Source organism: Serratia sp. NPDC078593 (assembly GCF_050268245.1).
Taxonomy (GTDB): Bacteria; Pseudomonadota; Gammaproteobacteria; order Enterobacterales; family Enterobacteriaceae; genus JBNNGK01.
Genome location: NZ_JBNNGK010000011.1, coordinates 151,528 through 164,945 on the forward strand (window position 1 = coordinate 151,528; position 13,418 = coordinate 164,945).

Annotated in this window: 16 protein-coding genes; 7 read left to right on the top strand and 9 right to left on the bottom strand. The window is 51.1% G+C overall.

Features of this window, described 5'->3' with window-relative positions; translation table 11 throughout:
• Window positions 1–52 precede the first annotated feature (52 nt).
• From dtpD to ACQKDS_RS13880, 3 genes are read left to right on the top strand one after another with little or no spacing between them, the layout of a single operon-like run.
• Window positions 53–1,513: a dipeptide permease DtpD gene (gene dtpD, locus ACQKDS_RS13870; RefSeq protein WP_399671542.1), complete on the top strand. Its 1,461-nt coding sequence runs from the start codon at window positions 53–55 to the stop codon at window positions 1,511–1,513.
• 56 nt (window positions 1,514–1,569) lie between these two features.
• A complete protein-coding gene (gene tilS / locus ACQKDS_RS13875; protein ID WP_399671545.1) occupies window positions 1,570–2,880 on the top strand; it encodes a tRNA lysidine(34) synthetase TilS in 1,311 nt (436 codons plus the stop codon).
• A gap of 16 nt (window positions 2,881–2,896) precedes the next feature.
• Window positions 2,897–3,214 carry a c-type cytochrome gene (locus ACQKDS_RS13880; RefSeq protein ID WP_399671548.1) on the top strand — a complete coding sequence of 106 codons (318 nt, stop codon included), beginning with the start codon at window positions 2,897–2,899 and terminating at the stop codon, window positions 3,212–3,214.
• A 60-nt stretch (window positions 3,215–3,274) separates the two neighbouring features.
• Here ACQKDS_RS13880 and rof read toward each other — a convergent pair whose 3' ends face one another.
• Window positions 3,275–3,538 carry a Rho-binding antiterminator gene (gene rof / locus ACQKDS_RS13885; protein WP_399671551.1) on the bottom strand — a complete coding sequence of 88 codons (264 nt, stop codon included), beginning with the start codon at window positions 3,536–3,538 and terminating at the stop codon, window positions 3,275–3,277.
• A complete protein-coding gene (locus tag ACQKDS_RS13890; protein WP_399671554.1) occupies window positions 3,525–3,725 on the bottom strand; it encodes a YaeP family protein in 201 nt (66 codons plus the stop codon). The genes rof and ACQKDS_RS13890 overlap by 14 nt, the downstream gene beginning before the upstream one ends.
• Window positions 3,726–3,928: 203 nt before the next feature.
• Between ACQKDS_RS13890 and ACQKDS_RS13895 the strand changes: the two genes are divergently transcribed.
• Genes ACQKDS_RS13895 through nlpE form a run of 3 tightly spaced genes read left to right on the top strand, consistent with a single transcriptional unit; the run spans window position 3,929 to window position 5,631 of the window.
• Window positions 3,929–4,477, top strand: a complete 549-nt coding sequence (locus ACQKDS_RS13895) for a YaeQ family protein (protein WP_399671557.1) — start codon at window positions 3,929–3,931, stop codon at window positions 4,475–4,477.
• Window positions 4,478–4,480: 3 nt separating this feature from the next.
• On the top strand, window positions 4,481–4,894 hold the full coding sequence (gene arfB, locus ACQKDS_RS13900) for an alternative ribosome rescue aminoacyl-tRNA hydrolase ArfB (protein ID WP_399671560.1): 414 nt from the start codon (window positions 4,481–4,483) through the stop codon (window positions 4,892–4,894).
• 56 nt (window positions 4,895–4,950) lie between these two features.
• A complete protein-coding gene (nlpE, locus tag ACQKDS_RS13905) occupies window positions 4,951–5,631 on the top strand; it encodes an envelope stress response activation lipoprotein NlpE (protein ID WP_399671563.1) in 681 nt (226 codons plus the stop codon).
• Between the two features lie 49 nt (window positions 5,632–5,680).
• Here nlpE and ACQKDS_RS13910 read toward each other — a convergent pair whose 3' ends face one another.
• The 7 genes from ACQKDS_RS13910 to metN form a co-directional block, all read right to left on the bottom strand.
• Entirely contained in the window at window positions 5,681–6,544 is an 864-nt protein-coding gene (locus tag ACQKDS_RS13910) for a YaeF family permuted papain-like enzyme (protein WP_399671566.1), read from the bottom strand.
• 281 nt (window positions 6,545–6,825) lie between these two features.
• Window positions 6,826–8,544, bottom strand: a complete 1,719-nt coding sequence (proS, locus tag ACQKDS_RS13915; RefSeq protein ID WP_399671569.1) for a proline--tRNA ligase — start codon at window positions 8,542–8,544, stop codon at window positions 6,826–6,828.
• Window positions 8,545–8,664: 120 nt separating this feature from the next.
• Window positions 8,665–9,372 carry a tRNA (N6-threonylcarbamoyladenosine(37)-N6)-methyltransferase TrmO gene (gene tsaA / locus ACQKDS_RS13920; RefSeq protein ID WP_399671572.1) on the bottom strand — a complete coding sequence of 236 codons (708 nt, stop codon included), beginning with the start codon at window positions 9,370–9,372 and terminating at the stop codon, window positions 8,665–8,667.
• Window positions 9,369–9,773 carry an Rcs stress response system protein RcsF gene (gene rcsF, locus ACQKDS_RS13925; protein ID WP_399671575.1) on the bottom strand — a complete coding sequence of 135 codons (405 nt, stop codon included), beginning with the start codon at window positions 9,771–9,773 and terminating at the stop codon, window positions 9,369–9,371. The genes tsaA and rcsF overlap by 4 nt, the downstream gene beginning before the upstream one ends.
• 178 nt (window positions 9,774–9,951) lie before the next feature.
• Window positions 9,952–10,767 (bottom strand): MetQ/NlpA family lipoprotein, encoded by an 816-nt coding sequence (locus ACQKDS_RS13930; protein WP_399671578.1) that lies wholly within the window; start codon window positions 10,765–10,767, stop codon window positions 9,952–9,954.
• A gap of 58 nt (window positions 10,768–10,825) precedes the next feature.
• Entirely contained in the window at window positions 10,826–11,479 is a 654-nt protein-coding gene (locus tag ACQKDS_RS13935; protein ID WP_399671581.1) for a methionine ABC transporter permease MetI, read from the bottom strand.
• Window positions 11,472–12,503, bottom strand: coding sequence for a methionine ABC transporter ATP-binding protein MetN (gene metN / locus ACQKDS_RS13940; protein WP_399671584.1), 1,032 nt, complete (start codon window positions 12,501–12,503; stop codon window positions 11,472–11,474). Before metN ends, ACQKDS_RS13935 begins: the two co-directional genes overlap by 8 nt.
• A gap of 187 nt (window positions 12,504–12,690) precedes the next feature.
• On the opposite strand from metN, the gene gmhB reads away from it, so the two are divergent.
• A complete protein-coding gene (gene gmhB / locus ACQKDS_RS13945) occupies window positions 12,691–13,254 on the top strand; it encodes a D-glycero-beta-D-manno-heptose 1,7-bisphosphate 7-phosphatase (protein ID WP_399671587.1) in 564 nt (187 codons plus the stop codon).
• Window positions 13,255–13,418: the final 164 nt, after the last annotated feature.

Consider the following 13,418-nt stretch of genomic DNA (forward strand, 5'->3'; position numbering starts at 1 on the left):
GGGAGGCGTTCGCGCTTCCCTTTTGCTGTTCATCGACTGATGGGAGCAACATATGAAAACACCCTCACAGCCGCGCGCAATCTACTATGTCGTAGCCATACAAATTTGGGAATATTTCAGCTTTTACGGCATGCGTGCATTATTGATTCTCTATCTTACCCACCAACTCGGCTACTCTGACAGCCACGCCATCAATCTCTACAGCGCCTACGCCTCTTTGGTTTACGTCACGCCGATCCTCGGTGGCTGGCTTGCCGATCGGCTGTTAGGTAACCGCATTGCGGTTATTGCCGGTGCGGCATTAATGACTCTTGGGCACATCGTTCTTGGTCTGAGTGCGGTTTCCAGCCACTCACTTTATTTGGCATTGGCGATTATTGTCTGTGGTTACGGTCTGTTTAAATCTAACATTAGTTGTCTATTGGGTGAGTTGTATCAACCGCACGATCCGCGTCGTGAAGGTGGGTTTTCATTACTCTATGCGGCAGGCAATGTCGGTTCAATTTTGGCACCGATTACGTGTGGTCTGGCGGCCGAACATTACGGTTGGCATGTCGGTTTTGCACTGGCGGGTATTGGTATGTTTGCTGGGTTGATCATCTTCCTGTTTGGTCGCCGTCACTTCAGCCAGACTCGGGGTGTCAATGTGCCGTTGATGCATGCCAAAACCTGGCACTTACCGCATTGGGGCTGGTTATTGGCGGCTTTGCTGCTGTCGCCATTATTCTTTACCATGCTGTTTATTCACGATTTAGCCGGATATCTGTTGGCGTTGGTTTGCGTGGTAGCAGTGTTGATGGTGGCGCGTATTCTCTGGCAAGTGGACGGCGAGCAGCGGCGAGCACTGTGGCAAATTGTCGTCCTGATGTTGCTAGGTACGCTGTTTTGGGCGTTTGCACAGCAGGGGGGTAGCTCAATTAGTTTGTTTATCGATCACTTTGTCGATCGGCGTTTGCTGTCCTGGACGGTACCAACGGCGCTATTTCAATCCGTTAATGCCTTCGCGGTCATGTTTGGTGGCGTAGCACTCGCTTGGCTGGTCAGTGGCAACGGTTCAGGTGAGCGTACGCTGCGTATCTGGCTTAAATTCGCTTTTGGCTTGCTGCTGATTGGTGTGGGCTTCATGTTAATGGCGCTCAATGCGCGTTTAGGGCAAATCAACGGGCATGCGTCGATGGGACTGATGATCGCCGGGCTATCGGTGATGGGTTTTGCCGAACTGTTTATCGATCCGGTCGCCATGGCGCAAATCACCCGGTTGAACATTCCCGGCGCGACCGGCGTATTGACCGGGATTTATATGCTGGCGACCGGATCTGTTGCCAACTATTTGGCGGGTATCATCGCCAACCAAACGGCGGAAGATCGGGTCAGCGGTGCGGCCATTCAAGCCTATAGCCGTATTTTCAGCCAGATTGGCTGGGGGGCTGCCAGCTGTGCGTTTGCCGTTGTCGCCGTGCTAGGTGCATGGTGGGCGATCGCGCGTCGCCTTGGCCGGGTGGTTAATGCTTGATTGATCGGGGCAGGCAGCGTTACCGTGTTGCGATGTGAATGTGATAAAGCCTATCAATGAAGAGCAATCAATTAGCAACCCAGTTCGCCCAACAACTGGGGACACATCGGCAATGGCTGGTGGCGTTCAGCGGTGGTCTGGATTCCAGCGTGTTACTGCACTTATTGGTGCAGTTACGCAGCCAGAGACCTGAGCTGCAACTGCGAGCGGTGCATGTGCATCATGGCTTGAGTGAATTTGCCGATCGCTGGGTAGCGCATTGCCAACAACAATGCGCAAACTGGCATGTGCCGCTGGTGGTGCAACACGTACATGTTGATCGTCGCGAAGGCGGTGTTGAAGCCGCGGCACGTCATGCTCGCTATCATGCCATACATGACACTCTGCGCCCGGGTGAGGTTTTACTCACCGCTCAACATCTTGACGATCAATGTGAAACTTTTTTGTTAGCGCTCAAGCGCGGCAGTGGTCCGGCGGGTTTGGCGGCAATGGCCGAGCGTAGCACGTTGGGTGAGTACCCGCTGCTGCGGCCGTTGCTCGGTTTTAGCCGACAGCAATTGGAATATTACGCCCGGCAGCAGCAGCTAAGCTGGATTGAGGATGACAGTAATCAGGATGCACGCTTCGATCGCAATTTTTTGCGTTTGCAGATATTGCCACTGTTGAACCAACGCTGGCCACACTTTGCCGCAGCCAGCGCGCGCAGCGCCAGCCTGTGCGCAGAGCAGGAAAACTTACTTGATGAGTTGCTCGCAGAGCAACTACAGTCGTTGCTTGATGAACAACAATCGCTTGCTATCGAGGGTTTACTACATTGCTCTTCCGCCCGGCGTTTCGCACTGTTGCGTCGCTGGATTGCGCAATGTGGGGGCACTCTGCCTTCGCGCTCACAGTTACAACGCCTGTGGAATGAGGTGGCGCTGGCGCGTGCTGATGCGGAACCACAATTACAACTGGGAACGTATCAAATTCGCCGTTTCCGCCAACGCTTATATCTGTTGCCGCAGATGGCTGATTTGCAAGCGGTGCGTTTATATTGGCAGGGCGACGAACCGTTGCTGCTGCCTGATGGCTTGGGTAGTCTGATCCGTGATGGAAAGGGGATTGAGGTCTGTGCGCCGAGCCCGCACCAAGTGGTTAACGTGCGTTTTGGTGTTGGCGGCACATTGCGCATCGTCGGCCGACAGCATTCAAGAGCCGCTAAAAAACTGTGGCAGGAGTTGGCCATTCCACCTTGGCAACGCGAACGTATCCCACTGGTCTATTATGATGATTGCCTGATTGCGGCGCCGGGTGTTTTTATCACCGAGGCGGGACAGCCCCTGGCGGAGCAACCGATTTGGCGGCTGCGCTGGAATAAAGAATAATAGTTCCCAAGGAATAATGATGAAAATTGTGAGTGCAATGACGGTGATAGCGGGGGTATTCAGCCTGCCAGTATTGGCTGCGGGTAATGCCGTTGCCGGTAAGGATAAGTCGGCCAGCTGTGTCGCCTGTCATGGCGTTGCGGGTAAAGTTTCCGTGCCCATGTATCCAAATCTGGCCGGGCAAAATGCGATGTATCTGGAGCATGCGTTGCAATCTTATAAGGACGGTGGGCGCGCCGGCGGTCAAGCCGAGGTGATGAGGGCATACGTTTCTGGACTGTCAGACGCTGACATCGCCGATCTGGCGGCGTATTACGCCAGTTTAACACCGTGACCGATGACAAAAATGACGAGGGCAGCCAATGGCTGCCCTGTAGTGGGTGTTCGCGGCGTATCAGTCTGACAGACTGACGACGACGCTACCGATTTCGGGATGATTAAAGCGACGGATATGATCCAAACGTAAGCTGCGGAAACTGCCGCTTAGGTCGATAATTAAATATTCAACGCCCTTGGTAAACTTCAGCTCGGTCGCTTTGCCTTCCAACGTTTCGCCGTCGCGTAACTCCAACGTCAGAATATAGTTATGCTGACAGGCGAGTTCCAGGCTTTCATAGTCATCGCAATTGATGGATTGGTACTCATCATTCATCAACATAATCGCTCACCAATAAGTTAGCGGCGGCAAAGGCCGCCTGTTCTCTAACGGAGGACGGAAGTGCAGCATTCGCAGCAACATCGTCCAATGCCTTTAACACACATGCCAGTGCATCCGGCACATAGCCGAGATCGCCACTGCCTATCTCGGCATAAAAACGTCGTACTAACTCACAGTATTGTTGCACAGTCTTCCCCCTTAAGAACCTCTGCGTCATCGACGATCCTGATGCAATGAAACTCAGGCTCCCAGAGTGTTAACCTTACCTACAGGACTATAGCACAGGTGTTATTAAGTTATCAGCACCGCACTGTGTGGATAGCAGCGAGCTTTTTCAGCGGAAATGAGGGAAATCAAGTACACTGTGCGCTAAGAATAATGAGGTAACCCATGGCGTTGAAAGCAACTATTTATAAAGCCACGGTCAATATCGCGGATATGGATCGCCACTTTTATCACGACACGACGCTCACTGTCGCTCAGCATCCATCAGAAACGGAACAGCGTATGATGCTGCGTTTGCTAGCATGGATTTGCCACGCTGATGAGCGGTTATTATTTACCAAAGGCTTGAGTGCTGACGATGAGCCGGAAATCTGGCAGCGTAACGATCACAACGGCTTGGAAATGTGGATCGAAATGGGGCTGCCGGACGAGAAACGTATTAAGAAAGCCTGTAATCAGTCTCCCCGCGTCGTGCTGTATGCTTATGGCGAACGCGCAGCACGCGTATGGTGGCAATCCATGCAGAGTAAAGTTGCCGCCCACAAAAACCTAACCATTCGTTTTCTGGATGATGAACAATTAGCTCGTCTGGCCGCGTTAGTTAGCCGTAATATGACATTGCAAGCGACGTTGCAAGAGGGAACTATTTGGCTATCTGATGCTCAGAGTAGTCTGGAAATTCAGTTTGCCGAGTGGCAACAAGCGCAGGTGTAACGGGTGCTCGAACTGTCAAGAAACGTAGTGATACCGGCCCACGAAATAGAGCTAACGGCGATTCGTGCTCAAGGTGCGGGTGGGCAGCATGTGAATAAAAGCTCAACGGCGATCCATTTGCGCTTTGACATCCGGGCGGCAAGCCTGCCAGAGTATTATAAAGAAAGGCTGCTGGCGCTTAATCATCATTTAATTACCAGTGACGGAGTGGTGATTATTAAAGCGCAGGAATACCGCAGCCAGGAATTAAATCGCGAGGCAGCGTTAGCCAGGTTGGTGGCGCTGATTCGTCAGGCAATGGTGGTGGAAAAAACACGTAAAGCGACCAAGCCCAGCAAAGGCGCGAAAATACGCCGGGTGGAAAGTAAGGTGCGCAAAGGTGCAACAAAAGCGCTGCGTGGCAAGGTTCACCCTTAAGGAACTTAGGTTGTTTTTCGTTGATGGCGAAAAGTAACCATTCTAGGAGAATAACTGTGAAAAAAATAACAACGGTTCTATTTTTGGCTGTTGGCGCGCTCTCTTTATTAGGCTGCAATAATCATTATCAACCTAAAGAGCAACCACTCCAGCCGATGCAGCAAAGTTATCAAGGCCTGCTGCCGTGCGCTGACTGCGGCGGTTTGGAAACCTCACTGTTCCTCGATTCTGATGGCACATATGTCCTGCAAGAAATTTATCGTGGTAGCAAGGATGGCGATCAAGCCTTTGCCAATTATGGCTCGTGGGCGAGGACGGCTGATAAACTGGTGTTAACCGAAAATAACGGCAATAAACGCTATTTCCATCCGGTAGGGAAAAATCTGGAGATGCTGGATCAAACCGGCGCACCTATTGAGTCTACGCTGAATTATCAGTTACAGCCGGTTGAGAAAAAATTGCCACAGACTCCGATGGCGTTGCGCGGCAGTTACACCTATATGGCAGATGCTGCCGTGTTTAAAGACTGTGCCACAGGCAAGACTTTCCCGGTAGATAACACCATTGAACTGGAACGGGGCTACGCCAAGGCGGGAGCGCAAGGCGGCGAGCCGGTATTTTTGATGCTTAACGGCCACTTTAGCGTACAGCCATCGATGGAAGAAGGGATGATGGAGAAAGCGTTAGTACCGGATGGTAATATCCGCTTCGACAAGAATAAAAGCTGCGATAACTGATCGCGGTATAAGCCCCACCCAAGCCCTATCATTGCCTGATAGGGCTTTTTTATTGCCGATAGGCTTGCGCCATCACATTTTCCTGCTCGTCGATGGTGGGGAGAGGTTGGGGGGAATGTTTAGTCAATGCTCTTGTGCGTAAATAGATGCCTGGTTTGATGTGGCCGATATAGGCCAGCGACTGACTGGGTGGCAGAGTAGCGATATCTCCTTCCCGCATATGCAAAAGATCGCCAGGGCTTATCCAGCCGGATTCAGCTTGGGTCAGCGGGTATCCTACTTGTTGATAGGCGGCAAGGACGAACTGTGAGCAGAAATAGCTAGATTCCCCGCCCGTCGGCGTACTGAGTTGCGACGTAGCCAATCCCTGCACGCATTGCTGCCGGAAATCCTGTGAGAAAGGATTGAGCGAACAAAGTTGTTTGGTCATCATAAAGGGCATCATTTGGATAATCCCCCGGTAGTTATAGCGGCTACCTGTCTTTTGTTTGGCGAATGCCACGATTTGAGCCGCTTGCTCGCGGGTTAATCCCGGCATGCGTAATGCAAACAATTTGTCGCTATGGGCTAATGCGTGCTCCAGGCTGACAATTTGAACGCCATTACCGACCGCTTCGGCAACTTGACCTTGACCGACATAGATTGCGACATGGCTGACAGAAGAGGCGCTGAACAGGCGGATGCCAAGTGAACTCAAGCCGATGGTGGAGGAAAATAACAGATCACCCGCTTGCAGCGCAGACGGATCGATTTCCTGGAAGCTGTCACCCGGCGCGGAACTGACGGCCTGAAACTGGATGTTGAGTGGCCGCAGAGGCGTGAATGCTTCTCTTTCAGGTAAGGCTATATTCATGGCGCAGCCTGTCAGCAAGGCTGCAGGAAGTAAAGCAAACAACGCGGTGGTCGATGACATTGCTTAATCCTTTAAGTAATGGCTTCCCTAGCAAATCGCCCAGAGCGACAAGGGCGGCGAATAACCAAGCCGTCATGTGGCTGAGGCATCGGAGCTGTGGTCGTGATAAGGGTTATGGAACCTATCCTTTGTCCCCCCCAACGGCCAACTTTAGTGAGTATTTGCTCCCGGTAAATTTGGCTGGCGGCTTGCGCCGCTATGAGCGCATCGCTACCCGGTAACCCGCGTTGTCAGTTCTGACATCTTGAGTTACCGGGCACGATATATCGTGTCAGATGAGCTTAGCGTTTGATCTGCTCGACCAGATAATCAACGATGTCGCCTGTTTTTAACATCTGTTTCTCACCGATACGGCGATTTTTATATTCGATCTCATCATTGTCCAAGTTGCGGTCACCAATAACGATCGAGTGCGGTACACCAATCAATTCCATATCAGCAAACATTACGCCAGGGCGTTCTTTACGATCGTCGAGGATAACGTCGATACCGTGGCTACGCAATTCGCTGTACAGCTTTTCCGCAAGCTCTTGCACGCGGAATGACTTATGCATGTTCATTGGCAGAATAGCAACCTGGAACGGGGCAATCGCATCCGGCCAGATAATGCCGCGTTCATCGTGGTTCTGCTCGATGGCTGCTGCGACGACGCGCGTCACGCCAATTCCGTAGCACCCCATGGTTAACAACTGGTTACGCCCATCTTCGCCCTGTACGGTGGCCTTCATCGCTTCCGAGTACTTGGTACCCAATTGGAAGATATGACCCACTTCGATACCGCGTTTGATCAGTAGCGTTCCTTGACCATCAGGACTCGCGTCGCCTTCCACGACGTTTCGAATATCCGCTACCTGTGGCAAGGGCAGGTCACGCTCCCAGTTGATACCGAAGTAGTGTTTCCCGTCAACGTTAGCACCAGCGCCAAAATCGCTCATTGCGGCCACACTACGGTCAATTACTACAGGCACCGGCATATTAACTGGGCCTAATGAGCCCGGGCCTGCGCCGACGACAGCACGAATGTCGTCTTCATTGGCGAAAGTAACTGGCACCGCGACCTGTGGTAACTTCTCTGCTTTGATTTCATTTAATTCGTGATCGCCACGAACCAGCAGGGCAACCAGTTTATGGCCGCTTTCTTCTGTTGCATGTACCAGCAGCGTTTTCACGGTTTTTTCTACCGGTAATTGGAATTGCTCGACCAATTCGGCGATAGTTTTCGCATTAGGCGTATCGACAAGACGGAGCGTTTCGCTTGCTGCTGCGCGTGGTGTTGCTGGAGCCACCGCTTCTGCCAGCTCAATGTTGGCGGCATAATCAGAACCGGTTGAGAACACAATATCGTCTTCACCGCTGTCTGCCAGCACTTGGAATTCATGCGAAGCGCTGCCGCCGATTGAGCCGGTATCGGCTTGTACCGGGCGGAAATCCAGCCCCATACGGTTGAAAATCTTGCTGTACGCTTCGTACATGGTGTCGTAAGTCGCCTGCAGCGACTCTTGCGTGGTATGGAATGAATAGGCATCTTTCATCAGGAACTCGCGCGAACGCATCACACCAAAACGCGGGCGTACTTCATCGCGGAATTTAGTCTGAATCTGGAAGAAGTTCAGCGGCAATTGTTTATAAGAACTGATTTCGTTACGAATCAGATCGGTAATAACTTCTTCATGTGTTGGACCAAGTACAAATGGACGCTCGCCACGATCGACAAAGCGCAGCAGTTCCGGGCCGTACTGTTCCCAACGGCCACTTTCCTGCCACAGATCTGCAGGTTGAACTACCGGCATTGAAACTTCGATCGCATTGGCATTGTTCATTTCTTCGCGAACGATATTTTCAACTTTCTTCAGAACCCGCAGGCCTGTCGGCAACCAGGTATAAAGGCCTGAGGCCAGTTTGCGAATCATCCCGGCGCGCAGCATCAGCTGGTGGCTGATCACTTCGGCATCGGCAGGTGTCTCCTTCAAGGTGGAGAGCAGATATTGGCTAGTACGCATGGTGTTTTGGTTCCGTTAGAACTGCAAATTGCAACGGGCAGCCAGGGTGGCGGCCGAAATTGTCAAAAGTGATTTAGTTTAACAGCGTGTGCCGGTTGTCAAAAGAGAGACAGCGGAATTTTAACGAGGCTCAAGTGACAGTACTTCAGTCTGGCCGTTAACCACGCGCCAACGCACATTAAATTCGAGTAACCAAACGGCATAATCGCGCTGGTTTTCTTCTGCCTTACGATAAGCAGGGCGCGGATCTTGGGCTAGCACCTGGCTGATAAATCGGCGTAAATTAGGGTACCGCCGTTGGTTTTTTTCTAGTTGTTGTTGAGCCAGTGGCGAAAAACACACCGGCATGTCGGCAGACGGGGCATGCTGAGCAAAACTGGCTAGCGCCTGTGGTTGGCTTTCTACGAACGGTAGATAAGGTTTGATATCCACGACGGGGGTTCCATCAACCAGATCCAAACTACCCAGTTCGAGAATCACATCACATCCTTGCGTACGTATGCCTTTCAACTCAACCAGCGACATACCCAGCGGATTAGGGCGAAACGTTGAGCGGGTAGCGAAAACGCCTACGCGAGCATTACCGCCAAGGCGGGGCGGGCGCACCGTGGGGCGCCAACCGCCCTCCAGCGTCTGATGAAAGATAAACATTATCCATACATGGCTGAAATCGCTGAGGCCGCGAACAGCTTCTGCCTGATTGTATGGCGGCTGCAGTATTAGCTCTCCGCCACCGTCTTCGACTAAGCCCGGCTGGCGGGGAACCGCGAACTTTTCTTTATACGGCGAGCGGATGATGCCGATCTGATTGAAAACAAACTCGGTCATTTGGCCGAGACATTAAGTGCAGAACCTTGGCAAACTGCCTGTCGGTAACAGCCAGCCGCGCCGCTAACAATTTGGCAGTCGTGTAATAACACCGCATTTGCTTTCATATAAGACGCGCGGATTTGCATACGCTTACGTGCGGTCGCCAAATTCGGTGGTGAATCTTGAACGGACGTTTGGCAAGACTCACCCGAAACTTCGCCCAGATCGCGGAATGGTTTACCGACTAACTCTTCGGCATTTTTATACAATTTTACCGGGGCTGGACGCGCTACGGGAGTGGTTTTAGCCGGCGTCGTCGTGGTCGGTTTGTTGGTACTGTTTGTTGGGGTAGGCTCGGTGTGTAGCATGGAACAACCGCCCAGCGTCAGCGCTAACAAACAGAGAGGTAAAGCACGCATAGAGATTCCTCTGCTTTCTGTAAAATAAAGTGGCGCTATTGAAGCAATCTATGGTGGAAATAACAAGACGGGCCGGAGCCCGTCTTGCAAATATAGGAATAAAATAGCGTAGTGGGCCGCATTATCCGGCAATCATTACCGTCATGCGTCCGTCATCCCCAATCGTTTTAGCGTAGGATTACCAGCCTTTTACTGCGCCACCGTTGAAGATTTTATTCGCTGCGTCGTTAACTTCATCAGACTGATAAGCTTGTACGAATTTTTTTACGTTTTCTGCATCTTTGTTGTCTTCGCGGGCAACCAAGAGGTTAACGTAAGGTGAGTTTTTACCCTCAACAAACAGGCCGTCTTTAGCAGGTGTCAGGCCGATTTGGCTGGCATAGGTGGTATTGATAACTGCCAATGCTATTTGCTGGTCGTCTAGCGAACGCGGCAACTGTGGGGCTTCCAGCTCAACCAGTTTCAGTTTTTTCGGATTATCGGTAACATCCAGCACCGTAGGCAGCAAGCCAACACCGTCTTTCAGTGTGATCAACCCTTCTTGCTGCAGCAGCAAGAGTGAGCGGCCCAGGTTGGTTGGATCATTAGGTAAGGCGATTTGTGAGCCCGGTTGCAGTTCGTCCAGCGTCTTGATTTTTTTGGAGTAACCGGCGATTGGGTAAACGAACGTATTACCGACGGATATCAACTTATAGCCACGATCTTTGATCTGCTGATCCAAATAAGGTTTATGTTGAAAAGCGTTCAGATCAATATCGCCTTTGCTCAACGCCTCATTGGGCAGAACGTAATCGTTGAATGTTACCAACTCAACGTCGAGGCCGTATTTTTCTTTGGCGACCTTCTGCGCTACCTCAGCAACCTGCTGCTCAGCACCGACAATAACGCCCACTTTGATATGGTTTGGATCTTTTTCATCTTGACCGCAGCCTGTCAGAGCCAGAGTGCCGATCAGTGCGCCGATTGCCGCGATGGATTTAAATTTTAACGACATATCTCTTCCTCATTAGACTCGTATAAGTAATACGCTCGAAAGCGCGTTGCTGTGAAACTTATTTATGGGTAACGGTTTTAACAATCCGATCGCCACAAAACTGAATCAGATAAACTAACACTACCAGCAAGACTAAAACCGTATTCATTACTGTGGCGTTATAGCCAATATAGCCGTATTGATAACCAATTTGCCCCAAACCACCGGCACCGACTGCCCCGCCCATTGCTGAGTAACCGACCAGCGTAATTAAGGTAATGGTGGCCGCGTTCACTAAACCCGGCAACGCTTCGGGCAACAGCACTTTTTTGATGATCTGCATGGGGGTTGCGCCCATAGCACGAGCTGCTTCTACCAAGCCGGATGGAATTTCCAACAGGGCATTTTCAACCATACGTGCAATAAACGGTGCAGCTCCTACGGTCAGCGGAACGATAGCGGCCTGTAAGCCGATCGACGTACCGACAATCATGCGGGTAAAGGGAATCATCCAAACCAGCAAAATAATGAACGGGATCGAACGGAATATATTCACCAAACCAGACAATACTTTATATAGCGTTGGGTTGGCGATAATTTGCCCCGGGCGGGTAACATACAATAGCACGCCAACTGGCAGACCGATGACGAAACCGAAGAAGCCGGAGACAAAGGTCATCATGACGGTTTCCCACACGCCACGTGCCATTAACCACATCATTGCCTCAGACATAACCCAGAACCTCTACTTTAACCTGATTATCTTGTAGGAATTTAATCGTTGCCAGTGCGTCTTCGTCGCTGCCGTGTAGCTCAGCCAGCATCACGCCAAATTTCACACCGCCGGCGTAGTCCATTTGTGCACTGATAATGTTGTTATTCACGTTGAAGCGGCGAGCGGCTTCTGACAGCAATGGTGCATCAACTGACTGACCGGTGAACTCCAATCGCAGCAAAGGTTGGCGCTCGCCAGTACGATCCGGGCTCAGCCGCAATGCGTAATCTTCTGGAATGTCCAAGTGAAGCGTAGACTGGATGAATTGTTGCGCCAACGGTGTTTTCGGATGGGAGAAAACTTCACTGACGCTGTCTTTTTCGATCAGTTGGCCTTGGCTAATCACGGCAACCTGATCACAGATGCGTTTTACCACATCCATTTCATGCGTAATCAGCAAGATAGTCAGGCCAAGACGACGATTGATATCCTTTAGCAGCTCCAGAATGGAACGCGTGGTCGCCGGGTCAAGTGCGCTTGTCGCTTCGTCACACAGCAGCACCTTCGGATTGCTGGCGAGCGCGCGTGCTATCGCTACACGTTGTTTTTGCCCACCAGACAGATTGGCGGGATAAGCGTCATGTTTGTCTGACAGACCCACCAATTCCAGTAATTCACTAACGCGTTTTTTAATTTCAGCACGCGGGGTGTTATCAAGTTCCAGCGGCAGAGCAACGTTGCCAAACACCGTGCGGGATGACAGCAGGTTAAAATGCTGGAAGATCATGCCAATCTGACGCCGTGCACGCGTGAGGTCACGTTCTGACAGTGAGGTCAGATCTTGGCCATCAACCAATACTTGGCCGGATGTAGGACGCTCAAGCATGTTAGCACAGCGGATAAGCGTGCTTTTACCGGCACCAGAGGCACCGATAACGCCGTAAATTTGCCCGGCAGGGACGTGGAGAGTCACGTCTGAAAGCGCAGTAATAGTGCGCGAACCCTGCTGAAACACTTTGGTGATGTTTGAAAGTTTAATCATATTTTTCTTATTTTAGCGTGGTTGCCCGTGGCTAGATAAAAGTAAACCTTGGTGTGGAACCAAGGTATGGTCAGATGCTAAGGCGTCTAGACGTCTAAGTCAACGGAAAAGGACGTTCTCTGGCATTCTCAGTACAATAGAAAACATGCGATACTGTGCGCGTTTACAAGCATCCAGGAGCAAACCGGTGACACAACGCGTCCCAGCTATTTTCTTAGATCGTGATGGTACAATTAATGTCGATCATGGCTATGTCCACGAAATTGACAATTTCCAATTTATTGACGGTGTCATTGATGCATGTCGTGAGCTCAAACAAATGGGCTTTGCGCTGGTATTAGTGACCAACCAGTCCGGCATCGCCCGCGGCATGTTCAGTGAAGATCAATTCATGCAACTGACCGAATGGATGGATTGGTCGCTGGCAGACCGTGGCGTTGATCTTGACGGTATCTATTTCTGCCCGCATCTGTCTGATGCGCCTGTTGTGGAATATCGTCAGAACTGTGATTGCCGCAAACCGCAAGCGGGCATGTTATTGCAGGCACAAAAAGAATTGGACATTGATATGTCTGCTTCTTATATGGTTGGCGATAAAGTGGAAGATATGTTGGCGGCGGCATCGGCCGGTGTGGGTACTAAAGTATTAGTGCGTAGCGGGAAGCCAGTGACTCAAGAGGGTGAAAATCAGGCTGACTGGGTGCTTAATAGCCTGGCGGAACTCCCCAAAGCCATCAAAAAGCGACATTAATAAGCATTATGCCTGAATAGTGACCGGTTAGAATAAAAGTGAATATTAATCCTTGTTATTCTGAACCAGCTCCCTATAATGCGCCTCCATCGACACGGCGCAAGTGATTCACTTCACAAAGCGGCCGGGAAGAAAGAGAAAAAATCCTGAAAAAATGGATTGAC

What these genes read in the sequence shown, in the direction of transcription:
- rof (WP_399671551.1), bottom strand. Translation starts at nt 3,538, where the DNA reads ATGTTGATGAATGATGAGTACCAATCCATCAATTGCGATGACTATGAA.
- ACQKDS_RS13930 (WP_399671578.1), bottom strand. Translation starts at nt 10,767, where the DNA reads ATGTCGTTAAAATTTAAATCCATCGCGGCAATCGGCGCACTGATCGGC.
- ACQKDS_RS13910 (WP_399671566.1), bottom strand. Translation starts at nt 6,544, where the DNA reads ATGTCATCGACCACCGCGTTGTTTGCTTTACTTCCTGCAGCCTTGCTG.
- tilS (WP_399671545.1), top strand. Translation starts at nt 1,570, where the DNA reads ATGAAGAGCAATCAATTAGCAACCCAGTTCGCCCAACAACTGGGGACA.
- metN (WP_399671584.1), bottom strand. Translation starts at nt 12,503, where the DNA reads ATGATTAAACTTTCAAACATCACCAAAGTGTTTCAGCAGGGTTCGCGC.
- dtpD (WP_399671542.1), top strand. Translation starts at nt 53, where the DNA reads ATGAAAACACCCTCACAGCCGCGCGCAATCTACTATGTCGTAGCCATA.
- tsaA (WP_399671572.1), bottom strand. Translation starts at nt 9,372, where the DNA reads ATGACCGAGTTTGTTTTCAATCAGATCGGCATCATCCGCTCGCCGTAT.
- rcsF (WP_399671575.1), bottom strand. Translation starts at nt 9,773, where the DNA reads ATGCGTGCTTTACCTCTCTGTTTGTTAGCGCTGACGCTGGGCGGTTGT.
- ACQKDS_RS13935 (WP_399671581.1), bottom strand. Translation starts at nt 11,479, where the DNA reads ATGTCTGAGGCAATGATGTGGTTAATGGCACGTGGCGTGTGGGAAACC.
- ACQKDS_RS13895 (WP_399671557.1), top strand. Translation starts at nt 3,929, where the DNA reads ATGGCGTTGAAAGCAACTATTTATAAAGCCACGGTCAATATCGCGGAT.
- ACQKDS_RS13880 (WP_399671548.1), top strand. Translation starts at nt 2,897, where the DNA reads ATGATGAAAATTGTGAGTGCAATGACGGTGATAGCGGGGGTATTCAGC.
- proS (WP_399671569.1), bottom strand. Translation starts at nt 8,544, where the DNA reads ATGCGTACTAGCCAATATCTGCTCTCCACCTTGAAGGAGACACCTGCC.